Consider the following 25,882-nt stretch of genomic DNA (forward strand, 5'->3'; position numbering starts at 1 on the left):
CTTCGGTAGGCCGGGTTTTTCCTGGCGGACTCAGCGCGTCAGCATCGCCATCGACTCCGCCGCATAGCGTTCGCCGGCGGCGGCTCGCGGCGGGAAGATGGCGTCCAGCGCGGCGATCTCGACGGCGCTCAACGGGATGTCCAGCGCGGTGACGTTCTGTTCCAGGTAGCTGCGGCGCTTGGTGCCGGGGATCGGCAGCAGATCCTCGCCTTGGGCCAGCACCCAGGCCAGCGCCAGTTGCGAGGCCAGCACGCCTTTATCCGCGGCCAGTCGCTCGACCTGGCTGACCAGTTGCAGATTCTTGGCGAAGTTGTCGCCCTGGAAGCGCGGACTGAAGCGCCGGTAGTCGTCGGCGGCGAAGTCTTCCGGGCTCTTCAAGGTGCCGGTGAGAAAGCCGCGGCCCAGCGGGCTGTAGGGCACGAAGGCGATGCCCAGCCGGCGGCAGGTCGCCAGCACGCCATTCTCCTCGGGGTCGCGGGTCCATAGCGAGTATTCGCTCTGCACCGCGCTGATCGGGTGTACCCGCTGGGCACGTTCCAGGGTCTCGGGGGCAACCTCGCTCAGGCCGAGGTAGCGCACCTTGCCCTGCTGCACCAGCTCGGCCATGGCGCCGACGGTCTCCTCGATCGGCACCTCGGGGTCGATGCGGTGCTGGTAGTAGAGGTCCAGGTAGTCGGTGCCTAGGCGCTTTAGGCTGCCCTCGATCGATTGGCGCACGTACTCCGGCCGGCCGCTGACGCCACGCCGCTGCGGATCCTGCGGATCGCGCAACAAACCGAACTTGCTGGCCAGGAAGGCCTGCTCGCGCCTGCCGGCCAGGGCCTTGCCCAGCAACAGCTCGTTGCTGTGCGGGCCATAGGCGTCTGCCGTGTCGAGCAGGTTCAGGCCCAGTTCCAGGGCGCGGTGTACGGTGGCGATGGATTCGCGCTCATCGCGGCCGGCGACATAGAACTCGCTCATGCCCATGCAGCCGAGGCCGATGGCTGAAACCAGAGGGCCGTTACGGCCGAGTCGGCGAGTTTTCATGGGGGTGCTCCTGTGTGGTGGGGAAGGGTCACGCCCAGTCTGAATGTTAAGGCTGAGTGGATAAACCTACTGAAAACGTATTCACTATTTGCTTATTCGAAATAGTGGTGCTGCAGATGGATCGTTTTCTCGCCATGCGGGTGTTCAGTCGGATCGTCGAATTGCGCGGCTTCGGCAAGGCTGCGGACAGCCTGGGTCTGCCGCGGGCCTCGGCCACCCAGCTGATCAAGCAGCTGGAGGCCCATCTCGGGGTGCAACTGTTGCGTCGTACCACCCGCCAGGTCGGCCCGACCCCGGATGGTCAGGCCTACTACGAGCGCTGTCTGCGTTTGTTGGCTGATCTGGAGGAAGCCGAGTCGTTTTTCTCGCAGAGCGGCAGCGGCCCACAGGGGCGGCTGCGGGTCGACCTGCCGGCCTCGCTGGCGCACCGGCTGGTGATTCCGGCGTTGCCAGATTTCTGCGCCCGTTTCCCGCGCATCGAACTGGAAGTCGGCGCCAGCGACCGCCCGGTGGAGCTGATTCGCGAAGGGGTGGACTGCGTGCTGCGTGCCGGCGAGGTGTACGACACCAGCCTGGTGGCGCGGCCGTTGAGCGCATTGCCGCAGATTACCTGCGCCAGTGCGGCTTACCTGCAGCGCTACGGTATCCCGCAGACGCTCGCCGAGTTGGAGGGGCACCGCGCCGTCAATTACTTCTCCGCCCGCACCGGACGGCGTCTTCCCCTGGATTTTATGGTGGCGGGCGCGCGGGTCGAGCTGGAGCTGCCCGGCAACATCGCCCTGAGTACCGCCGAAGGCTATGTCGCCGCCTGCGAAGCGGGGATGGGCATCATCCAGGCGCCTTATTACCACCTGCGCGAGCAACTGGCAGCCGGCAGCCTGCGCGAAATCCTCGCCGACTTCCGCCCGGCACCGATGCCCTTGGCGGCGCTCTACCCGCCGCACAGACAGCTGTCGCGGCGGGTGCGGGTGTTCGTCGATTGGTTGGTCGAACTGTTTGCCCGGCACGATTCGCTACGGCCGAATTGAGCCGAGCCGCTGGCAGCCGGGGCGAAACCCTCGTAAAGCCAGCGTCAGCGCTCTGTGTCAGGCGGTTTTTTATCGACAGGGCATGGGCTTAGCAACCTAAGTTAGAGGTAAATAGCCGGTAAAGAGGCTTTGCTTCGTGCCTGACACTGCTTATCGTTCAGGCACTCCAAAGAAGTGACCTGGCCATGTCTGAGACAACCGCATTACCCCGTACCTCGAAGCAGTCACGCCAATGGCTGATCGGTCTGATTCTGTTGGCGCTGATCATCGCCCTGATCTGGTGGTTCTGGCCCAACGAACCGCAGGCCCAGGCGGGCGGCCACTGGCGCGATGGCGGGCCGGTGCCGGTGCGGGTGACGGCGGTCACGCAAGGCGATTTCCCGGTCGAGTTGAAAGCCCTGGGCACGGTGACCGCCTACAACACGGTGCATGTACGCGGCCGGGTGGAAGGTGAGCTGGTCAAGTTGTTGTTCGAGGATGGCCAGCGGGTCGAGGCCGGCGACCTGCTCGCGGTGATCGATCCACGGCCTTATGAAGTGGCCCTGCAACAGGCCTTGGGCGTGCAGCAGGAGAATCAGGCGCAACTGCACAACGCCGAGTTGGATCTGGCCCGTTATCGTGGCCTGTACGCCGAAGACTCCATCGCCAAACAGACCCTGGACACCCAGCAGGCCCTGGTCAACCAATACCGCGGCGTGCTCAAGAGCAACCAGGCGGCGGTCGCAGAGGCGCGCCTGAACCTCGACTTCACCCAGGTGCGTGCGCCTATCAGTGGCCGTCTCGGTCTGCGCCAGGTGGATCGCGGCAACCTGGTCAACTCCGCCGATGCACTGCCGCTGGTGGTGATTACCCAAACCCTGCCGATTGCCCTGCTGTTCACCTTGCCCGAGGCCGAGCTGCCGGCGGTGTTGCGCCAGTTCAGGGCTGGGCAGCGGTTGCGGGTCGAAGCCTGGGATCGCAACGACACGCTCAAACTGGCCGAAGGGCAGCTGGACAGCCTGGATAACCTGATCGATACCGCCACCGGCACGGTCAAGCTCAAGGCACGTTTCGAGAATGCCGAGGAGCTGCTGTTTCCCAACCAGTTCGTCAACGTCCGCCTGCTGCTGGAGACCCGCGAGCAGGCCCTGTTGATACCCGCTGCAGCCTTGCAGTTCGGCGCGCGCGGCACCTTCGTCTATGTGGTCGACGCGCAAGACAAGGTGCAGGTGCGGCCGATCGTGACCGGGCCGAGCAATGGTGAGTTGACCCTGATCGAGGAGGGCGTCGAGCTGGGCGAGCGCCTGGTGCTGGAGGGCACCGACCGCCTGCGTGACGGCAGCGCCGTCGAGGTGATCGGCGAAAGCCAGGCTCCGACCGCCAAGCAAACCAACGTGCGGGCAGTGCGGACACCGGCAGACGCATGAACGCTTCCCGCCTGTTTATCCTGCGCCCGGTCGCCACCACCCTGATCATGCTGGCGATCCTGCTCAGCGGCCTGATCGCCTATCGCCTGCTGCCGGTATCGGCCTTGCCCGAGGTGGATTACCCGACCATTCGCGTCATGACCCTCTATCCCGGCGCCAGCCCGGACGTGATGGCCAGTGCGGTGACCGCCCCGCTGGAACGCCAGTTCGGCCAGATGGCGGGCTTGAAGCAGATGTCTTCGAGCAGCTCCGCGGGCGCCTCGGTGATCACCCTGCGCTTCGACCTGGAGGTGCAACTGGAGGTTGCCGAGCAGGAGGTGCAGGCGGCGATCAACGGGGCGAGCAACCTGCTGCCCAACGATCTGCCGGCGCCGCCGGTGTACAACAAGGTCAACCCGGCCGATACCCCGGTGCTGACCCTGGCGATTCGTTCGGCCACTATGCCGTTGCCGCAGGTGTTCGACCTGGTCGATACCCGCCTGGCGCAGAAGCTGGCGCAAACCAGCGGCGTCGGCCTGGTCACCCTGGCCGGCGGCCAGCGCCCGGCGGTACGCATCCGGGTCAATCCGCAAGCCCTGGCCGCCTACGGCCTGAATCTCGCCGATGTGCGCAGCCTGATCACCGCGAGCAACGTCAACCAGCCCAAAGGCAACTTCGACGGCCCGACCCGCGTCTCGCAACTGGATGCCAACGACCAGCTCAAATCCCCGGAGGAATACCGCGAGCTGATCTTGAGCTACCAGAACGGCGCGGCGCTGCGCCTGAAGGAGGTCGCCGAGATCGTCGACGGCGCGGAAAACAATCGCCTGGCGGCCTGGGCCAACCGCAACGAGGCGGTGCTGGTCAATGTGCAGCGCCAGCCCGGCGCCAACGTGATCGAGGTGGTCGAGCGCATCCAGGCCTTGTTGCCCACTCTCAGTGCAGGCTTGCCGGCCACTGTCGAGGTCAGTGTGCTGACCGACCGCACCCAGACCATTCGCGCCGCGGTACGTGACGTACAGCACGAGTTGCTGCTGGCGGTGCTGCTGGTGGTGCTGGTGACCTTCCTGTTCCTGCGCAAGCTGTCGGCGACCATCATTCCGTCGATAGTCGTGCCGCTGTCGCTGATCGGCACCTTCGGCGTGATGTACCTGGCCGGCTTCACCATCAACAACCTGACCCTGATGGCCCTGACCATTGCCACCGGCTTCGTGGTCGACGACGCCATCGTCATGCTGGAAAACATCGCCCGCCACCTGGAAGCCGGCGAAACCCCGCTGAATGCCGCGCTCAAGGGCGCCAAGCAGATCGGCTTCACCCTGATCTCGCTGACCATCTCGTTGATCGCGGTGCTGATTCCGCTGTTATTCATGGCCGATGTGGTCGGCCGGCTGTTCCGCGAGTTCGCCATCACCCTGGCGGTGGCGATCCTGATTTCCCTGGTGGTGTCGCTGACCCTGACGCCGATGATGTGCGCGCGCCTGCTCAAGCATCAGGCGCAGGCCGAGCAGGGGCGCTTCTACCGCAGCAGCGGCCAGTGGATCGACAAGTTGATCGCCCATTACGGCATCTGCCTGCAATGGGTGCTCAGGCGCCAGCCGCTGACCCTGTTGGTCGCCATCGTCACCCTGGCGTTGACCGTGCTGCTCTACCTGGCGGTGCCCAAGGGCTTCTTTCCGGTGCAGGACACCGGGGTGATCCAGGGCATTTCCGAGGCGCCGCAGTCGATTTCCTTCGGCGCCATGAGCGAGCGCCAGCAGCGCCTGGCCGAGCTGATCCTGCAGGATCCGGCGGTGGCCAGCCTGTCGTCCTACATTGGCGTGGATGGCGACAACCCGACCCTCAACAGCGGGCGTCTGTTGATCAACCTCAAGCCGCATGCCGAGCGCGATGTCACGGCCAGTCAGGTGATCGAGCGCCTGCGCCCGCGCTTGGCCAAACTGGCCGGCATCGAGCTGTACCTGCAGCCGGTGCAGGATCTGACCATCGAGGATAGGGTCAGCCGCACCCAGTTCCAGTTCAGCATGGAGTCGCCAGACCAGGCGTTGCTGGAGGAATGGGTGGCCAAGCTGGTTGCCGCGCTGCGTCAGCAGCCGCAACTCAGCGATGTCGCCAGCGACCTGCAAAGCCGTGGCCTGCAGGTATTCCTGCAGATCGACCGGGACGCTGCCTCGCGCCTCGGCGTGAGCGTCGCCGCCATCGACGATGCGCTCTACGACGCCTTCGGCCAACGGCAGATCTCGACCATCTACACCCAGGCCAGCCAGTATCGGGTGGTGCTGGAAAGCGACAACGCCGGCAGCATCGGCCCGGCCGCATTGCGCCAGATCCACGTGGCGACGGCCGACGGCAGGCAAATTCCCTTGTCGTCGCTGGCGCGCATCGACGAGCGCGCCGCCAGTCTGCTGACCAACCGCATCGGCCAGTTCCCGGCGGCGACCCTGTCGTTCAACCTGGCCGCAGGTGTTGCCCTCGGCGAGGCGGTGGCGGCGATCGAGCGGGTAGAGCAGGACATCGGCTTGCCCGGCGGGGTGCAGACCCGGTTCCAGGGGGCGGCCGAGGCCTTTCGCGCCTCGCTGTCGAGCACCCTGCTGCTGATCCTGGCCGCCATCGTCACCATGTACATCGTCCTCGGCGTGCTCTACGAGAGCTACATCCACCCGATCACCATCCTCTCGACCTTGCCTTCGGCCGGGGTCGGCGCGTTGCTCGCGCTGCTCTTGACCGGCAACGAGCTGGGCCTGATCGCGGTCATCGGCATTATCCTGTTGATCGGCATCGTCAAGAAGAACGCGATCATGATGATCGACTTCGCCCTCGACGCCGAACGCAATCAAGGCATGGCCCCGGAAGCGGCGATCTACCAGGCGGCCTTGCTGCGCTTCCGGCCGATTCTGATGACCACCCTGGCGGCGCTGTTCGGCGCCATTCCGCTGATGCTGGCCTCGGGTTCCGGTGCCGAACTGCGTCATCCGCTGGGCCTGGTGATGGTCGGCGGCCTGTTGCTCAGCCAGGTGCTGACCCTGTTCACCACGCCGGTGATCTACCTGTACTTCGACCGGTTGTCGCGGCGCCTGAGCGGGCGCAGCGCGGCGGGAGTGCTGGTGTGAACCTCTCCGCGCCCTTTATCCGCCGACCGGTGGCGACCCTGCTGCTGAGCCTGGCGATCCTCCTGCTCGGCGGCGTCAGCTTCGGCTTGTTGCCGGTGGCACCGCTGCCGCAGATGGATTTTCCGACCATCAGCGTGCAGGCCAGCCTGCCGGGGGCCAGCCCGCAGATCATGGCCTCCAGCGTGGCCACGCCGTTGGAACGCTCGCTCGGCACCATCGCCGGTATCAGCCAGATGAACAGCCGCAGCAGCCAGGGCAGCACGCGGATCATGCTGCAGTTCGAGCTGGATAAAGACAGCAACGTCGCCGCCCGCGAGGTACAGGCGGCGCTCAATGCCGCGCGCGAGCTGCTGCCCAGCGGCATGCGCAGCATGCCGAGCTACCGCAAGTTCAACCCGTCGCAGGCGCCGATCATGGTGCTGTCGCTGACCAGCGAGGTGCTGGATAAGGGCCAGCTGTATGACGTGGCTTCGACCATCCTGGCGCAGAAGCTCGCGCAGGTCAGCGGCGTCGGCGAGGTGAGCATCGGCGGCAGCTCGCTGCCGGCGGTGCGCGTGGCCTTGGAGCCGCGCCTGCTCGACCAGTACGGCATCGCCCTGGACGAGGTGCGCCAGACGATCAGCGCAGCCAATGCCCAGCGGCCGAAAGGCGCGCTGGAAAATGGCGAGCGCTATTGGCAGGTGCAAGCCAGCGACCAGTTGGAGAAAGCGGCCGATTACCTGCCGCTGATCATTCGCTATCGGGACGGCGCCGCGGTGCGCCTGGGCGATGTGGCCACGGTCAGCGATGGGGTGGAGGATCGCTATAACAGCGGATTCTACAACGATGAACAAGCCGTGCTAATGGTGATCAACCGCCAGACCGGGGCCAATATCATCGAAACCATCGCCAGCATCCGCGAGCAGCTACCGGCGCTGCGTGCGGTGATTCCGGCCAGCGTCAAGTTGGCCGTGGCGATGGATCGCTCGCCGGTGATCCGCGCCACCCTGCACGAGGCCGAGCGCACCCTGTTGATCGCCGTGGCCCTGGTGATCCTGGTGGTGTTCGCCTTCCTCGGCCGTTGGCGCGCCGCGCTGATCCCGGCGCTGGCGGTGCCGGTGTCGCTGGTCGGCACTTTCGCGGCGATGCACCTGCTGGGTTTTTCCCTGAACAACCTGTCGCTGATGGCGTTGATCATCGCCACCGGCCTGGTGGTGGACGACGCCATCGTCGTGCTGGAAAACATCACCCGCCATATCGAGGCCGGTGAAACGCCCATGGCCGCGTCCCTCAAGGGCGCGCGCGAGGTGGGCTTCACCCTGCTGGCGATGAATCTGTCGCTGGTCGCGGTGTTTATCTCGATCCTGTTTATGGGCGGCATCGTCGAACGGCTGTTTCGCGAGTTTTCCATCACCCTGGCGGTGGCCATAGTCGTCTCGCTGCTGGTTTCGTTGACCCTCACGCCGATGCTGTGCGCCCGTTGGCTCAAGGCCGAACAGCTCGAGCGTCAGCCCAATGCCTTGCAGCGTTGCGCGGCGCGGATGCAGGCGCGGGTGCTGGACGGTTACCGGCGCAGCCTGGACTGGGCGCTCAACCATGCGCTGCTGATGCTGTTCAGCTTGCTGGCGACCATCGCGCTGAATGTCTTTCTGTTCGTCAGCGTACCCAAGACCTTCCTGCCGCAGCAGGACACCGGCCAGTTGATCGGCATGATCCGCGGCGACGACGGCCTGTCGTTCCAGGTCATGCAGCCGAAGATGGAAATCTACCGCCGCGCGCTGCTGGCCGATCCGGCAGTGGACAGCGTGGCCGGCTTCATCGGCGGCTCCGGCGGGATCAACAACGCCTTCATGATAGTGCGCCTGAAGCCCATCGCCGAGCGCGACCTGTCGGCCCAGGAGGTGATCAATCGCCTGCGCCGCAACGCGCCGAAGGTGGCCGGTGGGCGCATGTTCCTCATGCCGGATCAGGATCTGCAGATCGGCGGGCGGGAAGGGCGTAGCTCGGAAAACGAATACATGCTGTTGTCCGGCGACCTAGAGCTGCTCCGCGAGTGGTTGCCGAAGGTGCGCGAGGCCTTGCGAACGCTGCCCGAGCTGACCGACATCGACGCCAAGGAGACCGAGGGCGCCCAGCAGATCCGCCTGCTGGTCGACCGCGACACGGCCAAACGCCTCGGCGTGGACATGAACATGATCACCGCACTGCTCAACAACGCCTTCAGTCAGCGCCAGGTGTCGACCATCTACGACAGCCTCAACCAGTACAGCGTGGTCATGGAAATCAACCCGCAATACGCGCAATACCCGGAGACCCTCGACCAACTCCAGCTGATCGGCGCCGATGGGGCACGAGTGCCGCTGTCGAGTTTGGCCCGCTGGGAGCGCGGCCTGGAGGAAGACCGGGTGCATCACCAGGGCCAGTTCGCCGTCGAGAATATCGGCTTCGCCCTGGCCGAAGGGATCAGCCTGGAGCAGGCCAGTGTGGCGATCGAGCGCGCGGTGGCGCGGCTCAACCTGCCGACCGAGGTACAGGGCATGCTCGGCGGTACCGGTGGCGCCTTCCAGCAGACCCAGCAGAATCAGCCGTGGATGATCCTGCTGGCGCTGCTGGTGGTGTATATCGTCCTCGGCGTGCTCTATGAGAGCTACATCCACCCGCTGAGCATCCTCTCCACCTTACCCTCGGCGGGGGTCGGCGCCTTGCTCGCCCTGCAGCTGATGAGCATCGAATTCAGTCTGATCTCGCTGCTCGGCTTGTTTTTGCTGATCGGCATCGTCAAGAAGAACGCCATCCTGATGATCGACCTGGCCCTGCAACTGGAACGTCAGGAACAGCTGAGCCCGCAGGAGTCGATCCGCCGCGCCTGCCTGCTGCGCTTTCGACCGATCATGATGACCACCCTGGCGGCGATCCTCGGCGCGCTGCCGCTGGTGTTGGGCAGCGCCGAAGGCGCGGAGATGCGCCAGCCGTTGGGCATCACCATCGTCGGCGGGCTGATCCTCAGCCAGTTGCTGACCCTCTACACCACTCCGGTGATCTACCTGTATTTCGACCGCTTGCGCCACCGGGTCAACCGCTGGCGCGGCGTACGCACCGATGCCGCCCTGGAAACCCCCGTATGAAGCCTGTAATCCTGCGTTCGCTGTGCCTGAGCCTGGCCACCTTGGCCCTCAGTGCCTGCGCCATTGGCCCCGACTACCGGCGCCCGGATTCGGCCAGCGCCCTGCACTTCAAGCAGGCCGCCGGCTGGAAGGCCGCCGCACCGGCCGATGAGGCGCTGCGCGGCGACTGGTGGCGGCTGTATGGCGACAGCGAGCTGAACCAGTTGGTCGAACGCCTGAATGCGAACAACCAGAGCCTGGCCAGCGCCGAAGCGCAATATCGCCAGGCCGTCGCCCTGGCGCGCGGCGCACGGGCGGCGTTGTTTCCCAGCGTCGGTTTCAATAGCGGGGTGACCCGCGCCGGGCAGGGCGGCGGCGACAGCACCATTGGCACCAGCGGCGGCATCAGCGTCAGCGGCTCCAACGCCGCGCAGGTCTCGAAGACCTACGACGCCAACCTCGGCGTCAGCTGGGAGCTGGATATTTGGGGCAAGCTGCGTCGGCAACTGCAGACCGACAACGCCAGCATGCAGGCCAGCGCCGCCGACTTGGCGGCCGTGCGCCTGAGCCAGCAGGCGGAGCTGGTGCAGAGCTACCTGCAGCTGCGCGTGCTGGATGAGCAGAAGCGCCTGCTGGACGCCACGGTGGCGGCCTATCGGCGCGCGTTGAAGATCGCCGACAACCAGTACCGCGCCGGCATAGTGCCGAAGTCCGACGTGACCCAGGCGCTGACCCAACTGAAGAGCGCCGAGGCCGAGGCGATCGACCTGGAGTTCCAGCGCGCTCAGCTCGAACATGCCCTGGCGGTGTTGATTGGCGTGGCGCCGGCCGAGTTTGCCCTGGCCAGTCGCGAGCATGTCCCCAGCCTGCCGACGGTGCCGCTGAGCCTGCCCTCGGCACTGCTCGAACGCCGCCCCGACATCGCCGCGGCCGAACGCCGGGTGATCTCGGCCAACGCCGCCATCGGTGTGGCCAAGGCCGCCTACTACCCGGATCTGACCCTGTCCGCCAGCGGCGGTTACCGCAGCGGCGGCCTGAACGGCTGGATCAGCACGCCTAACCGGTTCTGGTCGATCGGCCCGGCGTTCGCCGTCAACCTGTTCGACGGCGGCCTGATCCGCTCCCAGGTCGAGCAAAGCGAGGCGCGCTACGACCAGACCGTGGCCGATTACCGGCAAACCGTGTTGCAGGGCTTCCGCGAAGTGGAGGACTTCCTGGTGCAGCTGGCGGTGTTCGAGCGTGAGGCCGTGGTGCAACAACAGGCGTTGGAGGCCGCGCGCGAGTCGCTACGGCTGATCCTCAACCAGTACCAGGCCGGCACCCTGGGCTTCAGCGACGTGGTCAGCGTGCAAACCAGCGCCCTGAGCAACGAGCGCACCCGCCTGACCCTGCAAGGCAACCGCCTGACCGCCAGCGTGCAGCTGATCGCCGCCCTGGGCGGCGGTTGGCAGGCGGTGCCACAGGAGTAGATAAGGTGCCGCTGCAATATGCGGGTTGGCATGCTCGTTAGCGGAAAGCGGTATAAACCAGCGGTTGCTGCCGCAGTAACAGCGCCGGACTATTAACAGGCCGCGTACATGCCTGGCGCCTCTCGCGCCAGTGCGCGGGCAAGGGTGGAGCTATGAGCCGAGACGCTTTCCTGCACCTTCCGATTCGCGACCGGGTGGCCGCGGGTGAGGGCTTGGCGCGGCTACTCGTAGCCTATCGCCAGCGCCCCGACGTGATCGTCCTGGCCCTGCCGCGCGGCGGGGTGCCCGTGGCTTACCGGATCGCCAACGCCCTGGACGTGCGCCTGGATCTGCTGCTGGTACGTAAGCTCGGCGTCCCCGGCCATGCGGAGCTGGCCATGGGCGCCATCGCCAGTGGCGGGGTGCGGGTGATCAACCACGACGTGCTGCACTACGCCCGCATCGACCAGGCCAGCCTCGACGCGGTGGCCGCGCGGGAAACCGAGGAACTGCAGCGCCGTGACCGGGCCTATCGCGGCGAACGGCCGGCGCCGGTGCTGCGCGACCAGCAGGTGATCCTGGTCGACGATGGCGTGGCCACCGGCGCCACCATGCAGGTGGCGATCCGCGCGGTACGCCAGCAGAGCCCGGCGCGCATCGTGGTCGCCGTGCCGGTGGCGGCACCTGACAGCGCGCAACTGCTGCGCAGCCAGGTCGACGAACTGGTCTGCCCGTTGATGCCCGAGATGCTGGTGGCCATCGGGCGCTGGTACCTGGATTTCGACCAGACCACCGACCGCGAGGTGCTCGATCTGTTGCAGCGCGCCTGGCAGCGCAGCTGCGAAACAACGGTGTGATTCCCGACAGGAGGCGAAGCCGATGCAAACCCCTGGCACACGCGTGTTGAACCTGACCCTGAGCGATGTGCAGCTGGCTGCCGACTTGCTGCTGCCCGCCGCCGCGACGGGGTTGGTGGTGTTCGTGCATGGCAGCGGCAGCAGCCGGCTCAGCCCGCGCAATCAACAGGTGGCGCGCTATTTCAATGGGCGCGGGCTGGCCACCTTGCTGTTCGACCTGCTGAGCGAGGTGGAGCAGCGCCTGGATCGGGTCAGCCGTGAGCTGCGCTTCGACATCCCATTGCTGACCGGGCGCCTGCTCGGGGTGATCGATTGGCTCGGCGCCGACAGCCAACTGCGCCATTTGCGCCTCGGCCTGTTCGGCGCCAGCACCGGCGCGGCCGCCGCGTTACTGGCTGCGGCGCAGCGCACGCAGAGGGTGCAGGCGGTGGTCAGTCGTGGCGGCCGCAGCGACCTCGCCGGTTCAATGCTGGCCGAGGTGCTGGCGCCGACCCTGCTGATCGTCGGCGGCGAGGATTCCCTGGTGTTGCAACTCAATCGCCAGACCGGCGAGCAACTGCGCTGTATCCAGCGGCTGGCGGTGATCCCCGGGGCGAGCCACCTGTTCGAGGAACCCGGCGCCCTGGAGATCGTGGCCCGCGAGGCCGGCGACTGGTTCGAGCGTTATCTGGGCACTGCCACGCGATAGCCCGCACCGCACGGGATGGCCGTCGACAAGGTCTGCCTGGCGCTGGGCCGAGAAATCGCCCAGAAGCCTAAGCGTTGCGCCCAACTGGCTCGACACCGAGCAGGCCCGCCCGACGTTCTCCTGACAGGTGCACAGGCGGCTCGAACTTGGCCTAAGCGCGGTCAGTCACGATGCCAGTGGATGTCGACGTGGTGCTCATCCTCGCTGTAGCTGTACTCGATGCGGCCCTTGTAGGCGGCACCCAGGGCATGACCAATGCGGTTGGCCAGGTGCAGGCCGGTGGTGGTCGCCTGCATGCCGTCGTCCTGCTCGCTGATCCTGAGCAGGCGCTCGAGCGCGTGCTGGGCCTTTTCCGACTGCTCGGTGTTGTGGATCAGATTGAGGATTTCATCGCGATGCTCACCCAGGAAGTTGCCTGAGAGTTGCAGGGTTCCGGCGGGCTGATCGTCGGCGATACGCTGGCAGGCCGGGCAAACCACGCTCTGCGCAGCGCTTGGGGCCGCGTCTTGCCAGGCCCAGCGTCCCTGCTGGTAGATGACGCCACACTCCGGGCACAGTGCCACGCCATTGCGCGGTGGCTTCAAGTAGGGGTCGCCGTTGCGAGCGGGATAAAGCTGGGTTTTCTGACTTTGCTGTTGCTTGTCCATGACCTTCTCCTGGAAGCCGATGGGGCGCATGCAGGTTGTCGGACGTCGCAGTGCAAGGCTGTCTGCCAGACACCTGCTAGAGAAACGCTACGCCTGGAACAGCTTCCCGACAATCACCTGTGCTGGTTCTTTATTGCGCTGAGTTGCGGCCTGGCCTGGTCAGTCTCAACCAACGGCCTAAGCCTGGGTCTGTTCGGGCCTGGTTTCACGGGCAGACTCGATCCCGCCAGGCGGCGCCAAGATCGCCTAGCGGCCTGATCGATTAAGCCGTTTAGCCATGGACTCAAGCCTGTCCGCAACCATGTAGGAGGCGCGCCCCGCGGCGAATGCAGCCCGCAGGGCTGCCAAGTTGTGGGGGCGCGCTGCTGGACAACGGCTTCGCCCCGAGGTCGGGCCTCCCACAGATAAGACCCAAGCCGGCGAATCTGAGCTAATCGACTAGCCAAACCGGCCTTCTAGCGCCTTATTTTGCAAACGCCATCGAGCCGATCAGCGCTTCGCACCGTGGCGCACCACCTCGATACGCCAGGTGTCCTCGTAGGGCGGTACGTTGCACTCGATGATGTCGTTGGGCGCGACCTGCAGGCACGCGCCGACGATATCGGCGTGGATCGGCTGTTTGCTGCTGCGTCTGTCGACCAGCACCGCGGTGCGCACCTCTTGCGCGCCGAGACTGCTCAGATAGCTGCAGGTGCGCAGCAACGAATGCCCTTCATAGAGCACATCATCGACCACCAACAGCGTGGTATTGCCCAGGTCGAGTGCGGCCAGTTGCGGGTTTTCGGTCAATGCCGTCTGCGCATGCAGCAGGCTGAGGTCGTCGGCATAGCGTTTCACCTTGAGCGGATACAGTGGCAACTCGGGTTGCCCGGTATCCCGCGCCAGATACTGCTGGAGCCTGCGCGCCAGCGGCTCGCCGCGGCGCAGAATCCCCACCAGCGCAGCTCGCCCAGGGGGCAGCAGGGCGGCAGCCTGACGCGCCATCAGCTGCAAAATCTCGTCGAGTTCCTCCGCGTTGTACAAGCAGAACCGTTGGCCTGCGGGTTTCGGCTGCATGTGACGGCTCCTGGTGGCGGGCTGATGAGTTAACCATAGCGCGCCGCGCCGGTGCCGCCGGGCACGGCGAGGCCCGCTCGGTCGATTCGCCCGGGCACTACCGGGCCGGCCAAACCAGGCTGAAGCCCTGGCCGCTGTCAGGCCGCACGCTGCAAGCAAAACCTGCACACTCGCGTAGCAGGCTGTCCAGCAGCCACTGGCGATCCGCTCCTTCGGCAGCCTGGATGCTCAGCCGCCGCTGGCGAGTGGGCTGCAACTCCAGGGCCAGCAGGCGACCGTCGGCGGCCAACTCGGCGAAATACAACAGCCCCAGGTCGGCGCGGTAACCGGCATGGCTGTCGATGCCTTCGTAGTCGTCGAGCAGATCGCCGCAGCCGTAGAGAATCAGGCGCTGGCGGTACACCTCGAGCGCCTTGATATGGTGCGAGGAGTGGCCGTAGAGCACATCCACCCCAGCCTGGTCGATCAAGCCGTGGGCGAAGCGCACTTGCTCCGGCGCGATGGCGAAGCCCCAGTTGCCGCCCCAGTGCAGGGAGACGACGATCAAATCGCCCGGACGTTTCGCCGCCGCGATGCGCGCCGCCACCCGCTCCAGACTGTGCGCCGAGAGGTTCTCCAGGCGGGCGACGCCCGGCCGCCGCTCGTCGGCCGCCCAGTCTGGCGGCACCCCGCAGTCCGGGGTGGCCCAGGCGAACAGCAGCAGCCGGCGGCGATCGGCCAGGGGGAGAATCGCCGGGGTTTCGGCCGCGGCCAGGCTGAGCCCCGCGCCGGCATGTTGCAGACCCAGCTTGTCCAGACTGTGCAGGGTATCGATCAGGCCCGCTTCGCCCCAATCCAGCACATGGTTGTTGGCCAGCACGCAGCAGTCGATGCCGGCCACTTCGAGCAGGGCCAAATTGGCCGGATTCATCCGGTAGTTGATGCCTTTCGCCTGCGGCTGGCCGCGGCGGGTCAGCGCGGTCTCCAGATTGACCAGGCGCAGATTCACGCGGCGCCGCTGCAGTGCCTGCAGCGCCACGCCCCAGACATAGGTGAAATCCACCGGAGGCGAAATCGGCCCGTTGCGCCGTTCGGCCAGCCGCACGTAGTCACGGGCATCCTGCACGTAGGCTTCATAGAGACGAGGGTCGCCTGGGTGCGGCAGGATCTGATCGACCCCGCGGGCCGTCATCAGGTCGCCGCCGAGAAACACCCTGTAGCTGGCTCTGTGCATGCTTGCCTCGCGGTCGCGCCGCCCCTAGAGCCGGGCGGTGGTCATGGCCGAGGCTCGATGACCGGCAAGCCATACTCTTCGGCCAGTAGCGTCGCCACCAACGCAGTGGTGTCGAGGATGTCCAGACGTTGTGCCGCCAGCCTGGGGTCGAGACGAAACGGCGGCACGCTGTCGCAGATCGCCAGGCGCTCGAACAGGGCGCCGTCGAGCAGTTCGTTGCCGCCGGTGAACAGGCCATGCGCCGCAGCGGCGAACAGGCGCGTGGCGCCGGCGACCCGGCAGGCATGACCGGCGCGCAGCAGGGTGGCGCCGGTGCTGATCATGTCGTCGAAGAGGATCGCGGTCTTACCTTGCAGCTCGCCGCTCAGCCGCGTGCCGCTGAGCGCTTCGTCGTTGCGGTACTTTTCCATGATGGCGCCGCTCACGGGCCGCCCCAGACGTCGTTCGAGGGCCTGGCGGAACTGCTCGGCACGCTTGGCCCCGCCCGTGTCGGGGGAGACCGCCACCACCTCGGCGGCGCCGATCGAACCGGCAAAATGCTCGGCGAACAGCTCGGCGCTGTGCAGGTGCTGGGTGGGAATACGGAAGGCATTGTCGAAGGCGGCAAGGTTATGCACCTCCAGGCTCAACAGCCGATCGACCCCGCTGGCCTCGAGCAGGGTGGCGACGTAACGGCTGATGATCGGATCCTGCGCCGCGGTGCGCCGTTCCTTGCGCGCATAGCACAGGTAGGGGGCGACTACCTGTACCCGACGGGCTCCGGCGTCCTTCAGCGCGGCGCAGAAGAACATCAGGCGACAGAGCTTGTCGTGGACGCTGTACTGGGTGTCGCCGTAGAGCCCGTGAAAGACCACCGCCTGGCGGCCGTTGACCGGATCCAGCGCTCGGCTCTTGTGCTCGCCATCCTCGAACACATGCTCCTCGTGCGCGGCCAGGCGGCAGCCGAGTCGCTGCGCCACGCGGGTGCCATAGTCCTGGTTGCCGCGCAAAGCAAACAACAGGGGGTACGCTGGGCGCATGCTGGAACTCCTTCTGGGACAGGCTCCGCAGGCCGATGCAACTGTGAGCCGTGGCGCCCAGCCATTGTGGGTCGAGATCGACCGTGGCGAGTCAGCCGCGCAGGCTGGCCACAAGCGCGCCGGGGGAACCTGAATGCCCAGGCCACTCGCTGGCGGGTCTTATTCAGCTTAGTCGAGCCGGCGCGGCGGTTCGGCTATAGGCCCTGCCACGTGTCGGCAAACCCCGCTACCGCAGCCGGGCCGGCTCGGAAGCGGCGATTCCAGCCGGCTCTAGCTCAAGCGCCGGCCGATCACCCCGCTCAATCGCGTTTTTTCCGGTTAACGGTTTGCGCCGCCTTGATGACATCCGCGCCTATGACTGTTTCGAATTGCTGCCACACCGGCTGCATGGCCTGGCGCCAGGCATCGCGTTGCTCTTCGTTCAGCGCGATTATCCGGCTTGTGCCCGAGGCTTCGATGCGCTGGCGGTCGGCCAGGTTGGCGGCCTCGGCCTGACGATTCACCTCGTAGGTGACCTCGTCGATGATGCCTTCCAGCTCCGTACGGAGCTGATGGGGGATGGCGTACCAGAAGCGCGGATTGCTCACCAACATGTAGTCGAGCACGCCGTGATTGGTTTCGCTGATGAACGGTTGAACCCTGTGCAGTTGCTTGCTGGAAATGTTCGACCAGGGATTTTCTGCCCCTTGCACCCGACCGTTTTTCAGCGCGTCAAAGACCTCGGCAAAAGGTAGCACCTGCGGCGTGGCGTGCAACTGAGCGAACTGCGCCTCAAGCACGCTGGATGGCTGAATACGGAAGCTCAGGCCAGCCGCGTCGGCTGGTACCAGCAACGCCTTATTGGCCGACAGCTGCTTCATGCCGTTATGCCAATAGGCCAGGCCGACGATGTCGTGATCCTCCATGGCGCGCAGCAGCTGGCGGCCCTTGGCACGTTTCTGAAAACGATTGACCGCAGCCAGGTCGTCGAACAGGAAGGGCAGGTCGAAAACCTGCAGTTGCTTGGTGTATTTCTCGAACTTGGCCAGTGAGGGGGCCAGCAGTTGCACCTCGTTGTTGCGCAGGGCATCCAGTTCGTTGGCATCGCCGTAGAGCGCCGAGTCGGGGTAGACCTCGACCTTGACCTTGCCCGCCAGACGCTCTTCGACCAGCCGCTGGAACAGCAGGGCACCCTGGCCCTTGGGCGTATTGTCGGCAACCACATGGGAAAATTTGATCAGGATGGGGGTGTTTTCTTGGGCGCCGTACGCACTGGCGGAGGTGAACGCCAGGGCGCAGGCGGCCAGGGCGAAGATCGACTTGAACATCTGACAGTCCTTTCCTGTTATTGACCGGTCTGAGCCGGGTGGGCATGTGCCTGCGGGGCATTCGTGACGATGGCGGCGGCTTGCCGTCCACCAAACGCTTGCTATGTATCGCAATGCCTGTGCCAACGACGCGCTTGCTGTGCAGCCCCTCAGGCGTCGCCAGAAGCATGTGACCCAGTTCGCATGGGCTGGCGGTTTTCCGCCTTTGCCTGGATGCGGGTGAGCGGCTATCCGCTGGTTTTCGCTGTCGGCAAGCGCTTCCTCCCCATCTACGGAGGGCGGGGCGTCGAAAACGACGTGACCACCGGTCGAACGCCCTGCGCCGATGGCAGCTATACCAGTTATTACAAGCCGTGCAGCCTGAGCCTTGGGTAGTGAGAGTTGAGTTGTACTTTCCTTCGCTCCTTATCAGCAGGAGTAAGCATGTCAAAAGTAGCCATAGTTACCGGCGCCTCAAGGGGGATTGGTGCGGCCATCGCCAAACGCCTAGCCGCCGACGGCATCAGCGTAGTGGTGAACTACACCGCGCAGCCGGCGGATGCCGAGCAGGTGGTGCGCGATATCGTCAGCGCTGGCGGCCAGGCCTATGCCGTGTTGGCCGACATCAGCGATTCGGTGGCGGTCGAAGCCTTGTTCGACCAGGCCGAGATGAAGTTCGGCGGCATCGACATCCTGATCAATAACGCCGGGGTCATCCAGCCCGGTACGGTCAGCCTGGCCGACAGCGACGATGCGCTCTATCAGCGAATCTTCGCGATCAATACCAAGGGCACCTTCAACACCCTGCGCCTGGCGGCCAGGCACCTGCGCGCAGGCGGGCGTATCGTCAACTTTTCCACCAGCGTGGTGGGCTTGGCGCTGCCTGGTTATTCGGTGTATGCCGCGTCCAAGGCCGCAGTGGAAAGCTTTACCGCGATCTTCGCCAAGGAACTGCGCGGGCGGGCCATCTGCGTCAACGCTATAGCGCCCGGGCCAACAGCGACCGAGTTGTTCTTGAGCGGCAAATCCGCCGAGCAAATCGAACGAATGGCTAAACAGCCACCCTTGCAGCGCCTGGGCACGCCCGAGGATATCGCCAATGTCGTGGCCTTTCTGGTCAGCGAGCAGGGCGCCTGGGTCAACGGGCAGACCCTGCGGGTCAATGGCGGCATCATCTAGCAGGCCGTTGAAAAACTACCTGCGTTGGCAATACTGCGTTAAAAACGGCCTCGGAATGCTCATTTACAGCCAGCAAACTCCGCTTCCTCGGCCGTTTTTGCCTTGTCTTGCCTGCCTCGCCTACATTTTTCAACAACCTGCTAATCAGCCGAGCGGGGTAAGCGCATACAGGCGGCTATTTGCCGGATTGGCCAACGGCACGCCACGCGGCAAACAGGATCAAACCGAACAGCAACGTCACGCTCAGCAGGGTCCAGTTGGTGAACGGCAGGCCCAGGATGGCGTAATCGTTTTGCCCACAGACGCCTGCGCTCATGAATACCGCGGGCAAGTACTCGTGCAGGGGGAGGTAGAACGAATAGAACGGGAAGGGCGAGCAACTGAAACTTTCCAGGATGCCGGTCTCGATCAGCACCAAATGGCCATTGTCGAACATCGCCATAAATCCCGCGGCCAGCAACAATGGCCAGAAAAACAGGGTCAACCAGCGTTGCCCAATACCCTCGGCCGCAATTATCAGCAGGCTCAGAACGCCGCCGAGCAGCAACCACAGGCGGATCTGCACGCACAACGTGCAAGGCTCCCAAGCGAGCAGGTGCTGCATGAGCAAAGCACCGCCGAGCATTGCGAAACAGGCAAAGGCAACGCTCGAAAGCAGCGCAACCATGGATTTCTGGCGAGTCATAGCAATCTCCGAGGGCAGCCAGGCAAGAACATAAAGCATGGCTATGTACCAGTTACCTGTTGGGTGTGCCAGCAACTCTTGGCTGAAACTGCAAACGACTGTGTAGCGCTGGGGGCAAATCCCATTCAGGGCACGCTTGGGGGCGGGGTAAATAGCCGCACATAGCAGCTCTGGCGACAGCAATGATGATCCCGGTCAAGATTAGTTGCCGCCTTGGCGGCCGTGATTGGCGCCGATTCAGGCGCTACAGTTTGCTGGGGTTGCCGCTTGGGTATGGCTAAGGTGGCGGTACACACAACCACCGACCGAGGTTCGCCATGCACTTTGCCTACAGCCCGCGTACAGAGGAGTTGCGCCAACAGCTCCGCGCCTTTCTCGACCGGCACATAGTCCCGCGTATTGGCGCCTGGCACGCCGCGGTTGCCGCCGGTCATTTCCCCGTGCCCTTTATGGCCGACCTCAAAGCCCTGGCGCGCTCCGAGGGGCTGTGGAACCTGTTCTTGCCGGCGCTGCATGAGGACGAGCCAGGCACTGCCTTGAGCAATCTGGAATATGCGCCCCTGGCGGAAATCATGGGTCGCGTACCCTGGGCCTCGGAGGTGTTCAACTGCAACGCGCCGGACACCGGCAACATGGAGTTGCTCCATCTGTTTGCCACGCCTGAGCAACGCGTGCGCTGGCTGTTGCCGCTGCTCGACGGCGAGATCCGCTCGGCTTTCGCCATGACCGAGCCGGACGTGTCCTCATCGGATGCCAGCAACATCCAGACCCTGATCCGCCGCGAGGGCGACGAGTACGTGATCAACGGCCGCAAGTGGTTCATCACCAATGCCTCGCACCCCGATTGCAAGCTGCTGATCGTCATGGGCAAGACCGATCCGGACGCCGGCCCGCATCAACAGCAGAGCATGATCCTGGTGCCGTTCGATACTCCGGGAGTGGAGTTGCTGCGCAATATCCCGGTGATGCACCACATCGCCCCGGAAGGCCACAGCGAGTTGCTGCTGCGCAATGTGCGGGTGCCGGTTGGCAATCTGCTGGGCGCGGAGGGTGCGGGCTTTATGATGGCTCAGGCACGTCTCGGTCCGGGGCGTATCCACCACTGCATGCGCTCGATCGGCATGGCCGAGCTGGCCCTGGAACTGATGGTCGAACGCTGTCAGGAACGCAAGGCCTTCGGCAAATACTTGCACCAATACGCCAATATCGGCGACTGGATCGCCGAGTCGCGCATCGAGATCGAACAGGCGCGTCTGTTGGTGCTCAAGACCGCCTGGATGATCGACGAAGTGGGCGCCAAGGCGGCGCGCAAGGAAATCGCCATGATCAAAGCGCTGGTGCCGGCCATGCACACCCGGGTGGTCAACCGGGCCATGCAGGTCTACGGCGCCATGGGCCTGACCCCGGACACGCCCTTGGCCGACATGTGGATCAGCGGTCGTGCCTTGCGTTTCGCCGATGGCCCGGATCAGGTGCACCTGCGCAGCATCGCCCGCCTGGAGCTCAAGGCCAGCGAAGCCACGCGCGGGGCGACGGCGGCCTACCTGACCCCATTCAGCCAAAGCTGAGAGCCACGTCGGCGCAGCAAGGTTTTCGAGCGCCTGGTGCGCCCGGCGTACTCAGAGGGCGACAGGCGGCGGCCTTGCGTAGGGTAAACTCCGGTCTAAGTCGCCCGTGCGTTAGGCCGGTCGGGCTGGGTATACTCGCCTGCGCAGCAATTGCGGCGAGACGGGCTGGAGCCTAATCTGCACCGCCCGTCCCTGAGTCCCTGCCGGCAAGCTTTATAGGTTCGTCCTTGAGTGGGCTTGCGGCACCTTGCCGCACCTGGTCGCGGCTTGACTTGACTTGTGTCAATCGGAAGAGGGAGTGGGATCAGTACCATGCAGGCACATTCATTGTTGGCTTTAGATAACCCCATGAAGATCAATCGGTTTTTCACGAGCAGTCATCTGTATTCATGGAAAAATGCTTGCCTGTTTTTGCTGGTTTTAGTCTGGGCGGCGCTTCAGGGCGTGCAAGCCAAGAGCTACGGCGCTATCGAACAACAGCGCATCGACCAGGTTTTCCCCAAAGGGGTTAACGTTTCCGAGCCGCAAGGCGAGTTCAAGGTGCGCACCCTGTCCGATGGCGACACGGTGCTCGGCTATGTGTTCCAGAGTCTGGACGTGGTCGATATTCCGGCCTATTCCGGCAAGCCGATCAACATGCAGGTGATCCTCGACAACGCAGGCGTGATTCAGGACGCCTATGTGCTCGAGCACCACGAGCCGATTCTGCTGGTCGGCATCCCCGAGTCGAAACTGCACGACTTCAACGCCAAGTACAAAGGCATCCAGGTCAACCAACGGGTGGTGGTCGGCCGTTCCAGCGACCCCGAAGCGGTGACTGTCGATGCGGTCACCGGCGCCACCGTTACGGTCATGGTGGTCAATGAGGTGGTGATGCGCGCCGCCCACGCGGTGGCGGTGTCGCTTGGTCTGGTTGAAGACAATGCCGGTCTGGCGCAGAAGCCGGCTACGGTGCGCGAGGATGTTTATCAAGCCGCCGACTGGACGCAACTCACCGGCAATGGCGCTATCCGCCGCCTGCACCTGACCCGCGGTCAGGTCGACGAAGCCTTCAAGGGCAGCGAAGCCGAAGGCTTCGACGAGGCCGCGGCCGATCAAGTCGACGACACCTTTATCGACCTCTACACCGCTCACCTGAATGCGCCGACCATCGGCCGTAATCTGTTGGGCGACAACCAGTACCGCTTCCTCATGGAGGAACTCAAACCCGGCGAGCACGCGATTGCCGTGCTCGGCAGCGGCGCGTATTCGTTCAAGGGCTCGGGCTATGTCCGTGGCGGCATTTTCGATCGGGTGCAACTGCGCCAGTTCGGCGAAACCATCAGCTTTCATGACCGCGATTTCGAGCGTTTGAGCGATGTCTATGCCGAGGGCATGCCGGACTTCCGCGAGATGGCGATCTTTATCGTGCGCGCGCCGGCCGGCTTCGATCCGGGTTCGCCCTGGGTCCTGGAGCTGTTGGTGAAACGGCAGACCGGGCCGACCAGCGGCATCTTCAGCAGTTTCGAACTGCCCTATCAGATGCCTGAGGAATACCTCGAACGACCACAGCCGAGCGCCGCAGAACTGGCCGCGATCGAAGAAGCCAATCGGCCGCTGTGGCTGAATATCTGGTACCAGAAAAGCTTCCAGATCGGCGTGATCGGTGTGGCCTTGCTGCTGCTCACGGTGATCCTGTTTCTCCAGGACAAGTTCACCCAGCGTCCGCACTTCCTCCATTGGTTGCGCCGTGGCTACCTGATCTTCACCGTGGTGTTCATCGGCTGGTATGCCCTGGGCCAATTGTCGGTGGTCAACGTGCTGACCTTCGTCCATGCCCTGGTGCAGGGTTTCCGCTGGGAGCTGTTCCTCACCGACCCGGTCATCTTCATTATCTGGACCTTCACCGCCGCCAGCATCCTGCTCTGGGGCCGCGGCGTGTTCTGCGGCTGGCTGTGTCCCTTCGGCGCCCTGCAGGAGCTGATCAACGAGGCCGCGCGCAAGCTGAAAATCCCCCAGTACGAGCTACCCTTTGCGGTGCATGAGCGGCTCTGGGCGATCAAGTACATCATCCTGCTGCTGCTGTTTGGCCTCTCTCTGGAGTCGCTGGCCACCGCCGAGCGTTTCGCCGAAGTGGAACCGTTCAAGACTGCCATCACCCTGAGATTCGACCGCCAATGGTGGTTCGTGCTCTATGCCGTACTGCTCTTGGTGATCAATATCTTCACCCGCAAGGTCTACTGCCGCTATGTCTGCCCGCTGGGCGCGGCACTGGCCATTCCGAGCAAGTTCCGTCTGTTCGACTGGCTGAAACGCCGCAAGGAGTGTGGCAGTCCGTGCCAGCTGTGTGCCAAAGAATGCGAAATCCAGGCGATCCATCCCGACGGCCAGATCAATGCCAACGAGTGCCACTACTGCCTCGATTGCCAGATGACTTACCACAACGACGACAAGTGCCCGCCGCTGATTCTCAAGCAGAAGAAACGCAGCAAAAAGGCCCCCGTTAGCGCCGAACTGATACCCGTAGTGCAAGTAGTAGTCCCTGCGCGAGCCCTTTGACGGCATGTGCATGGACGGTCGCAAGACCGTATTTATCCAGCCAAGGAGCACAATTGATGAGCGATAAAGAGTCGAAGAACACGCCAGCGATCGATCCAAAACAAGCGACGCAAAAGCTGGAAACCACCGGTTTGAGCCGTCGCGGCTTCCTCGGTGCCAGCGCCGCGACAGGGGCGGCCTTGGTCGGCGCCACGGCGCTGGGCAGCGCGGTGATGACTCGCGAATCCTGGGCGGCAGCGGCCAAGGAAGCGAAGCAGAACTACCATGTTGCGCCGGGTGAACTGGACGACTACATCGGCTTCTGGAGCGGTGGCCATCAGGGTGAAGTGCGCGTGCTGGGCATTCCGTCCATGCGCGAACTGATGCGCATCCCGGTATTCAACGTGGATTCGGCCACCGGTTGGGGCCTGACCAACGAAAGCCGCGCCATCATGGGCGATAGCGTCAAGTTCCTCAACGGCGACTGCCACCACCCGCACATCTCCATGGTTGACGGCAAGTACGACGGCAAGTACGTGTTCATCAACGACAAGGCCAACACCCGCGTTGCACGTATCCGCCTGGATATCATGAAGTGCGACAAGATGCTGACCGTGCCGAACTGCCAGTCCATCCACGGCCTGCGCCTGCAGAAGGTGCCGTACACCAAGTACGTGTACGCCAACGCCGAATTCGTCATCCCCCATCCCAACGATGGCAAGATCTTCGATCTGCAGGATGAGAACAGCTACACCATGTACAACGTGATTGATGCCGAGACCATGGAAATGGCCTTCCAGGTCATCGTCGACGGCAACCTGGACAACACCGACGCCGACTACACCGGCCGCTTCACCGCAGCCACCTGCTACAACTCCGAGAAAGCCTATGATCTCGGCGGCATGATGCGCAACGAGCGCGACTGGGTCGTGGTGTTCGACATGCATGCGGCGGAAAAAGCGGTCAAGGCCGGCAAGTTCATCACCCTGGGCGACTCCAAGGTGCCGGTGCTCGACGGTCGCAAGAAGGGCGACAAGGACAGCGAGTTCACCCGTTACATCCCGGTGCCGAAGAACCCGCACGGCTGCAACACCTCGTCGGACGGCAAGTACTTCATCGCCAACGGCAAGCTGTCGCCGACCGTATCGATGATCGAGATCGCCAAGCTGCCCGACCTGTTCGCCGGCAAGCTCAAGGATCCGCGCGATGTGATCGCCGCCGAGCCGGAGCTGGGCCTGGGCCCGCTGCACACCACCTTCGACGGCCGCGGCAATGCCTACACCACCCTGTTTATCGACAGCCAGGTGGTCAAGTGGAACATGGCCGATGCCGTGCGTGCCTACAAGGGCGAGAAGGTCGACTACATCAAGCAGAAACTCGATGTGCATTACCAGCCGGGCCACATCCACGCCTCGCTGTGTGAAACCAGCGAAGCCGATGGCAAGTGGCTGGTTGCCCTGTGCAAGTTCTCCAAGGACCGCTTCTTGCAGGTCGGCCCGCTGCACCCGGAGAACGACCAACTGATCGACATCTCCGGCGAGGAAATGAAGCTGGTGCACGACGGCCCGACCTTCGCCGAGCCGCACGACTGCACCATGGCGCGTCGTGATCAGGTCAAGACCAAGAAGATCTGGGATCGCGACGATCCGTTCTTTGCCGGCACCGTGGCCATGGCGAAAAAGGATGGCATCAACCTGGATACCGACAACAAGGTTATCCGTGACGGCAACAAGGTACGGGTGTACATGACGTCCATGGCGCCGGCATACGGTGTCCAGGAATTCAACGTCAAGCTGGGCGATGAAGTCACCGTGACCATCACCAACATCGACCAGATCGAGGACGTGTCCCACGGTTTCGTCATGGTCAACCATGGTGCGAGCATGGAAATCAGCCCGCAGCAGACCTCGTCGATCACCTTTATCGCCGACAAACCTGGCCTGCACTGGTACTACTGCAGCTGGTTCTGCCATGCCCTGCACATGGAAATGGTCGGGCGCATGATGGTCGAACCCGCGTAACTCCGGGAGGGTTTCCGGGCTCCAGCCCGGGAACCCCTTGCGCAACGGCTGAACCCGTGGCTCTTG

The 25,882-nt window shown here is 64.3% G+C and carries 18 protein-coding genes; 11 read left to right on the forward strand and 7 right to left on the reverse strand.

All coding sequences use genetic code 11. The annotated features are described in order from the left end of the window. Window positions 1-30: 30 nt before the first annotated feature. Complete coding sequence (locus tag P8H27_RS15290; protein WP_289638455.1) at window positions 31-1,026, reverse strand: aldo/keto reductase; 996 nt, start codon at window positions 1,024-1,026, stop codon at window positions 31-33. A 116-nt stretch (window positions 1,027-1,142) separates the two neighbouring features. Here P8H27_RS15290 and P8H27_RS15295 point away from each other — a divergent pair, with 116 nt between their 5' ends. The 7 genes from P8H27_RS15295 (at window position 1,143) to P8H27_RS15325 (ending at window position 12,625) form a co-directional block, all read left to right on the forward strand. After that, a complete protein-coding gene (locus P8H27_RS15295) occupies window positions 1,143-2,054 on the forward strand; it encodes a LysR family transcriptional regulator (protein WP_289638456.1) in 912 nt (303 codons plus the stop codon). 185 nt (window positions 2,055-2,239) lie between these two features. Then, window positions 2,240-3,460, forward strand: coding sequence for an MdtA/MuxA family multidrug efflux RND transporter periplasmic adaptor subunit (locus P8H27_RS15300; RefSeq protein WP_289638457.1), 1,221 nt, complete (start codon window positions 2,240-2,242; stop codon window positions 3,458-3,460). Beyond that, on the forward strand, window positions 3,457-6,549 hold the full coding sequence (locus P8H27_RS15305) for an MdtB/MuxB family multidrug efflux RND transporter permease subunit (protein WP_289638458.1): 3,093 nt from the start codon (window positions 3,457-3,459) through the stop codon (window positions 6,547-6,549). The genes P8H27_RS15300 and P8H27_RS15305 overlap by 4 nt, the downstream gene beginning before the upstream one ends. After that, window positions 6,546-9,653: an efflux RND transporter permease subunit gene (locus tag P8H27_RS15310; protein ID WP_289638459.1), complete on the forward strand. Its 3,108-nt coding sequence runs from the start codon at window positions 6,546-6,548 to the stop codon at window positions 9,651-9,653. The genes P8H27_RS15305 and P8H27_RS15310 overlap by 4 nt, the downstream gene beginning before the upstream one ends. Then, the gene (locus P8H27_RS15315) at window positions 9,650-11,101 is read left to right on the forward strand and encodes an efflux transporter outer membrane subunit (protein ID WP_289638460.1); all 1,452 of its coding nucleotides are present in this window, start codon (window positions 9,650-9,652) and stop codon (window positions 11,099-11,101) included. The genes P8H27_RS15310 and P8H27_RS15315 overlap by 4 nt, the downstream gene beginning before the upstream one ends. A gap of 152 nt (window positions 11,102-11,253) precedes the next feature. Then, window positions 11,254-11,937 (forward strand): phosphoribosyltransferase, encoded by a 684-nt coding sequence (locus P8H27_RS15320; RefSeq protein WP_289638461.1) that lies wholly within the window; start codon window positions 11,254-11,256, stop codon window positions 11,935-11,937. 22 nt (window positions 11,938-11,959) lie between these two features. After that, the gene (locus tag P8H27_RS15325; protein ID WP_289638462.1) at window positions 11,960-12,625 is read left to right on the forward strand and encodes a dienelactone hydrolase family protein; all 666 of its coding nucleotides are present in this window, start codon (window positions 11,960-11,962) and stop codon (window positions 12,623-12,625) included. A 161-nt stretch (window positions 12,626-12,786) separates the two neighbouring features. Here the strand turns inward: P8H27_RS15325 and P8H27_RS15330 are convergent, their stop codons facing one another. From P8H27_RS15330 to P8H27_RS15350, 5 genes are all read right to left on the reverse strand, one after another. Next, complete coding sequence (locus tag P8H27_RS15330) at window positions 12,787-13,272, reverse strand: BCAM0308 family protein (protein ID WP_289638463.1); 486 nt, start codon at window positions 13,270-13,272, stop codon at window positions 12,787-12,789. 489 nt (window positions 13,273-13,761) lie between these two features. Beyond that, complete coding sequence (locus P8H27_RS15335) at window positions 13,762-14,328, reverse strand: phosphoribosyltransferase family protein (RefSeq protein ID WP_289638464.1); 567 nt, start codon at window positions 14,326-14,328, stop codon at window positions 13,762-13,764. Window positions 14,329-14,425: 97 nt separating this feature from the next. Continuing rightward, on the reverse strand, window positions 14,426-15,541 hold the full coding sequence (locus P8H27_RS15340; protein ID WP_289638465.1) for a CapA family protein: 1,116 nt from the start codon (window positions 15,539-15,541) through the stop codon (window positions 14,426-14,428). A gap of 41 nt (window positions 15,542-15,582) precedes the next feature. Then, entirely contained in the window at window positions 15,583-16,560 is a 978-nt protein-coding gene (locus tag P8H27_RS15345) for a ribose-phosphate pyrophosphokinase (RefSeq protein WP_289638466.1), read from the reverse strand. Between the two features lie 299 nt (window positions 16,561-16,859). Next, complete coding sequence (locus tag P8H27_RS15350; RefSeq protein WP_289638467.1) at window positions 16,860-17,867, reverse strand: TRAP transporter substrate-binding protein; 1,008 nt, start codon at window positions 17,865-17,867, stop codon at window positions 16,860-16,862. Window positions 17,868-18,290: 423 nt separating this feature from the next. On the opposite strand from P8H27_RS15350, the gene P8H27_RS15355 reads away from it, so the two are divergent. Next, on the forward strand, window positions 18,291-19,025 hold the full coding sequence (locus P8H27_RS15355) for an SDR family oxidoreductase (RefSeq protein WP_289638468.1): 735 nt from the start codon (window positions 18,291-18,293) through the stop codon (window positions 19,023-19,025). 175 nt (window positions 19,026-19,200) lie between these two features. Here P8H27_RS15355 and P8H27_RS15360 read toward each other — a convergent pair whose 3' ends face one another. Next, window positions 19,201-19,893, reverse strand: coding sequence for a disulfide bond formation protein B (locus tag P8H27_RS15360; protein WP_289638469.1), 693 nt, complete (start codon window positions 19,891-19,893; stop codon window positions 19,201-19,203). A gap of 134 nt (window positions 19,894-20,027) precedes the next feature. Between P8H27_RS15360 and P8H27_RS15365 the strand changes: the two genes are divergently transcribed. From P8H27_RS15365 to nosZ, 3 genes are all read left to right on the forward strand, one after another. Further along, window positions 20,028-21,278, forward strand: a complete 1,251-nt coding sequence (locus tag P8H27_RS15365; RefSeq protein ID WP_289638470.1) for an acyl-CoA dehydrogenase family protein — start codon at window positions 20,028-20,030, stop codon at window positions 21,276-21,278. Window positions 21,279-21,626: 348 nt separating this feature from the next. After that, window positions 21,627-23,816 carry a transcriptional regulator NosR gene (nosR, locus tag P8H27_RS15370; protein WP_289638472.1) on the forward strand — a complete coding sequence of 730 codons (2,190 nt, stop codon included), beginning with the start codon at window positions 21,627-21,629 and terminating at the stop codon, window positions 23,814-23,816. Window positions 23,817-23,872: 56 nt separating this feature from the next. Beyond that, the gene (nosZ, locus tag P8H27_RS15375; RefSeq protein ID WP_289638473.1) at window positions 23,873-25,816 is read left to right on the forward strand and encodes a TAT-dependent nitrous-oxide reductase; all 1,944 of its coding nucleotides are present in this window, start codon (window positions 23,873-23,875) and stop codon (window positions 25,814-25,816) included. The last annotated feature ends 66 nt before the right edge of the window (window positions 25,817-25,882 follow it).

The sequence above is a fragment of the Pseudomonas sp. sp1636 genome (assembly GCF_030376615.1).
In the GTDB taxonomy this organism is placed as follows: Bacteria; Pseudomonadota; Gammaproteobacteria; order Pseudomonadales; family Pseudomonadaceae; genus Aquipseudomonas.

Bases quoted from the DNA above. Each gene is read 5' to 3' on its own strand.
- P8H27_RS15300 (WP_289638457.1), top strand. From the start codon at position 2,240: ATGTCTGAGACAACCGCATTACCCCGTACCTCGAAGCAGTCACGCCAA.
- P8H27_RS15325 (WP_289638462.1), top strand. From the start codon at position 11,960: ATGCAAACCCCTGGCACACGCGTGTTGAACCTGACCCTGAGCGATGTG.
- P8H27_RS15365 (WP_289638470.1), top strand. From the start codon at position 20,028: ATGCACTTTGCCTACAGCCCGCGTACAGAGGAGTTGCGCCAACAGCTC.
- nosR (WP_289638472.1), top strand. From the start codon at position 21,627: ATGAAGATCAATCGGTTTTTCACGAGCAGTCATCTGTATTCATGGAAA.
- P8H27_RS15295 (WP_289638456.1), top strand. From the start codon at position 1,143: ATGGATCGTTTTCTCGCCATGCGGGTGTTCAGTCGGATCGTCGAATTG.
- P8H27_RS15350 (WP_289638467.1), bottom strand. From the start codon at position 17,867: ATGTTCAAGTCGATCTTCGCCCTGGCCGCCTGCGCCCTGGCGTTCACC.
- P8H27_RS15330 (WP_289638463.1), bottom strand. From the start codon at position 13,272: ATGGACAAGCAACAGCAAAGTCAGAAAACCCAGCTTTATCCCGCTCGC.
- P8H27_RS15290 (WP_289638455.1), bottom strand. From the start codon at position 1,026: ATGAAAACTCGCCGACTCGGCCGTAACGGCCCTCTGGTTTCAGCCATC.
- P8H27_RS15305 (WP_289638458.1), top strand. From the start codon at position 3,457: ATGAACGCTTCCCGCCTGTTTATCCTGCGCCCGGTCGCCACCACCCTG.
- P8H27_RS15345 (WP_289638466.1), bottom strand. From the start codon at position 16,560: ATGCGCCCAGCGTACCCCCTGTTGTTTGCTTTGCGCGGCAACCAGGAC.
- P8H27_RS15355 (WP_289638468.1), top strand. From the start codon at position 18,291: ATGTCAAAAGTAGCCATAGTTACCGGCGCCTCAAGGGGGATTGGTGCG.
- P8H27_RS15335 (WP_289638464.1), bottom strand. From the start codon at position 14,328: ATGCAGCCGAAACCCGCAGGCCAACGGTTCTGCTTGTACAACGCGGAG.
- P8H27_RS15340 (WP_289638465.1), bottom strand. From the start codon at position 15,541: ATGCACAGAGCCAGCTACAGGGTGTTTCTCGGCGGCGACCTGATGACG.
- nosZ (WP_289638473.1), top strand. From the start codon at position 23,873: ATGAGCGATAAAGAGTCGAAGAACACGCCAGCGATCGATCCAAAACAA.
- P8H27_RS15320 (WP_289638461.1), top strand. From the start codon at position 11,254: ATGAGCCGAGACGCTTTCCTGCACCTTCCGATTCGCGACCGGGTGGCC.
- P8H27_RS15315 (WP_289638460.1), top strand. From the start codon at position 9,650: ATGAAGCCTGTAATCCTGCGTTCGCTGTGCCTGAGCCTGGCCACCTTG.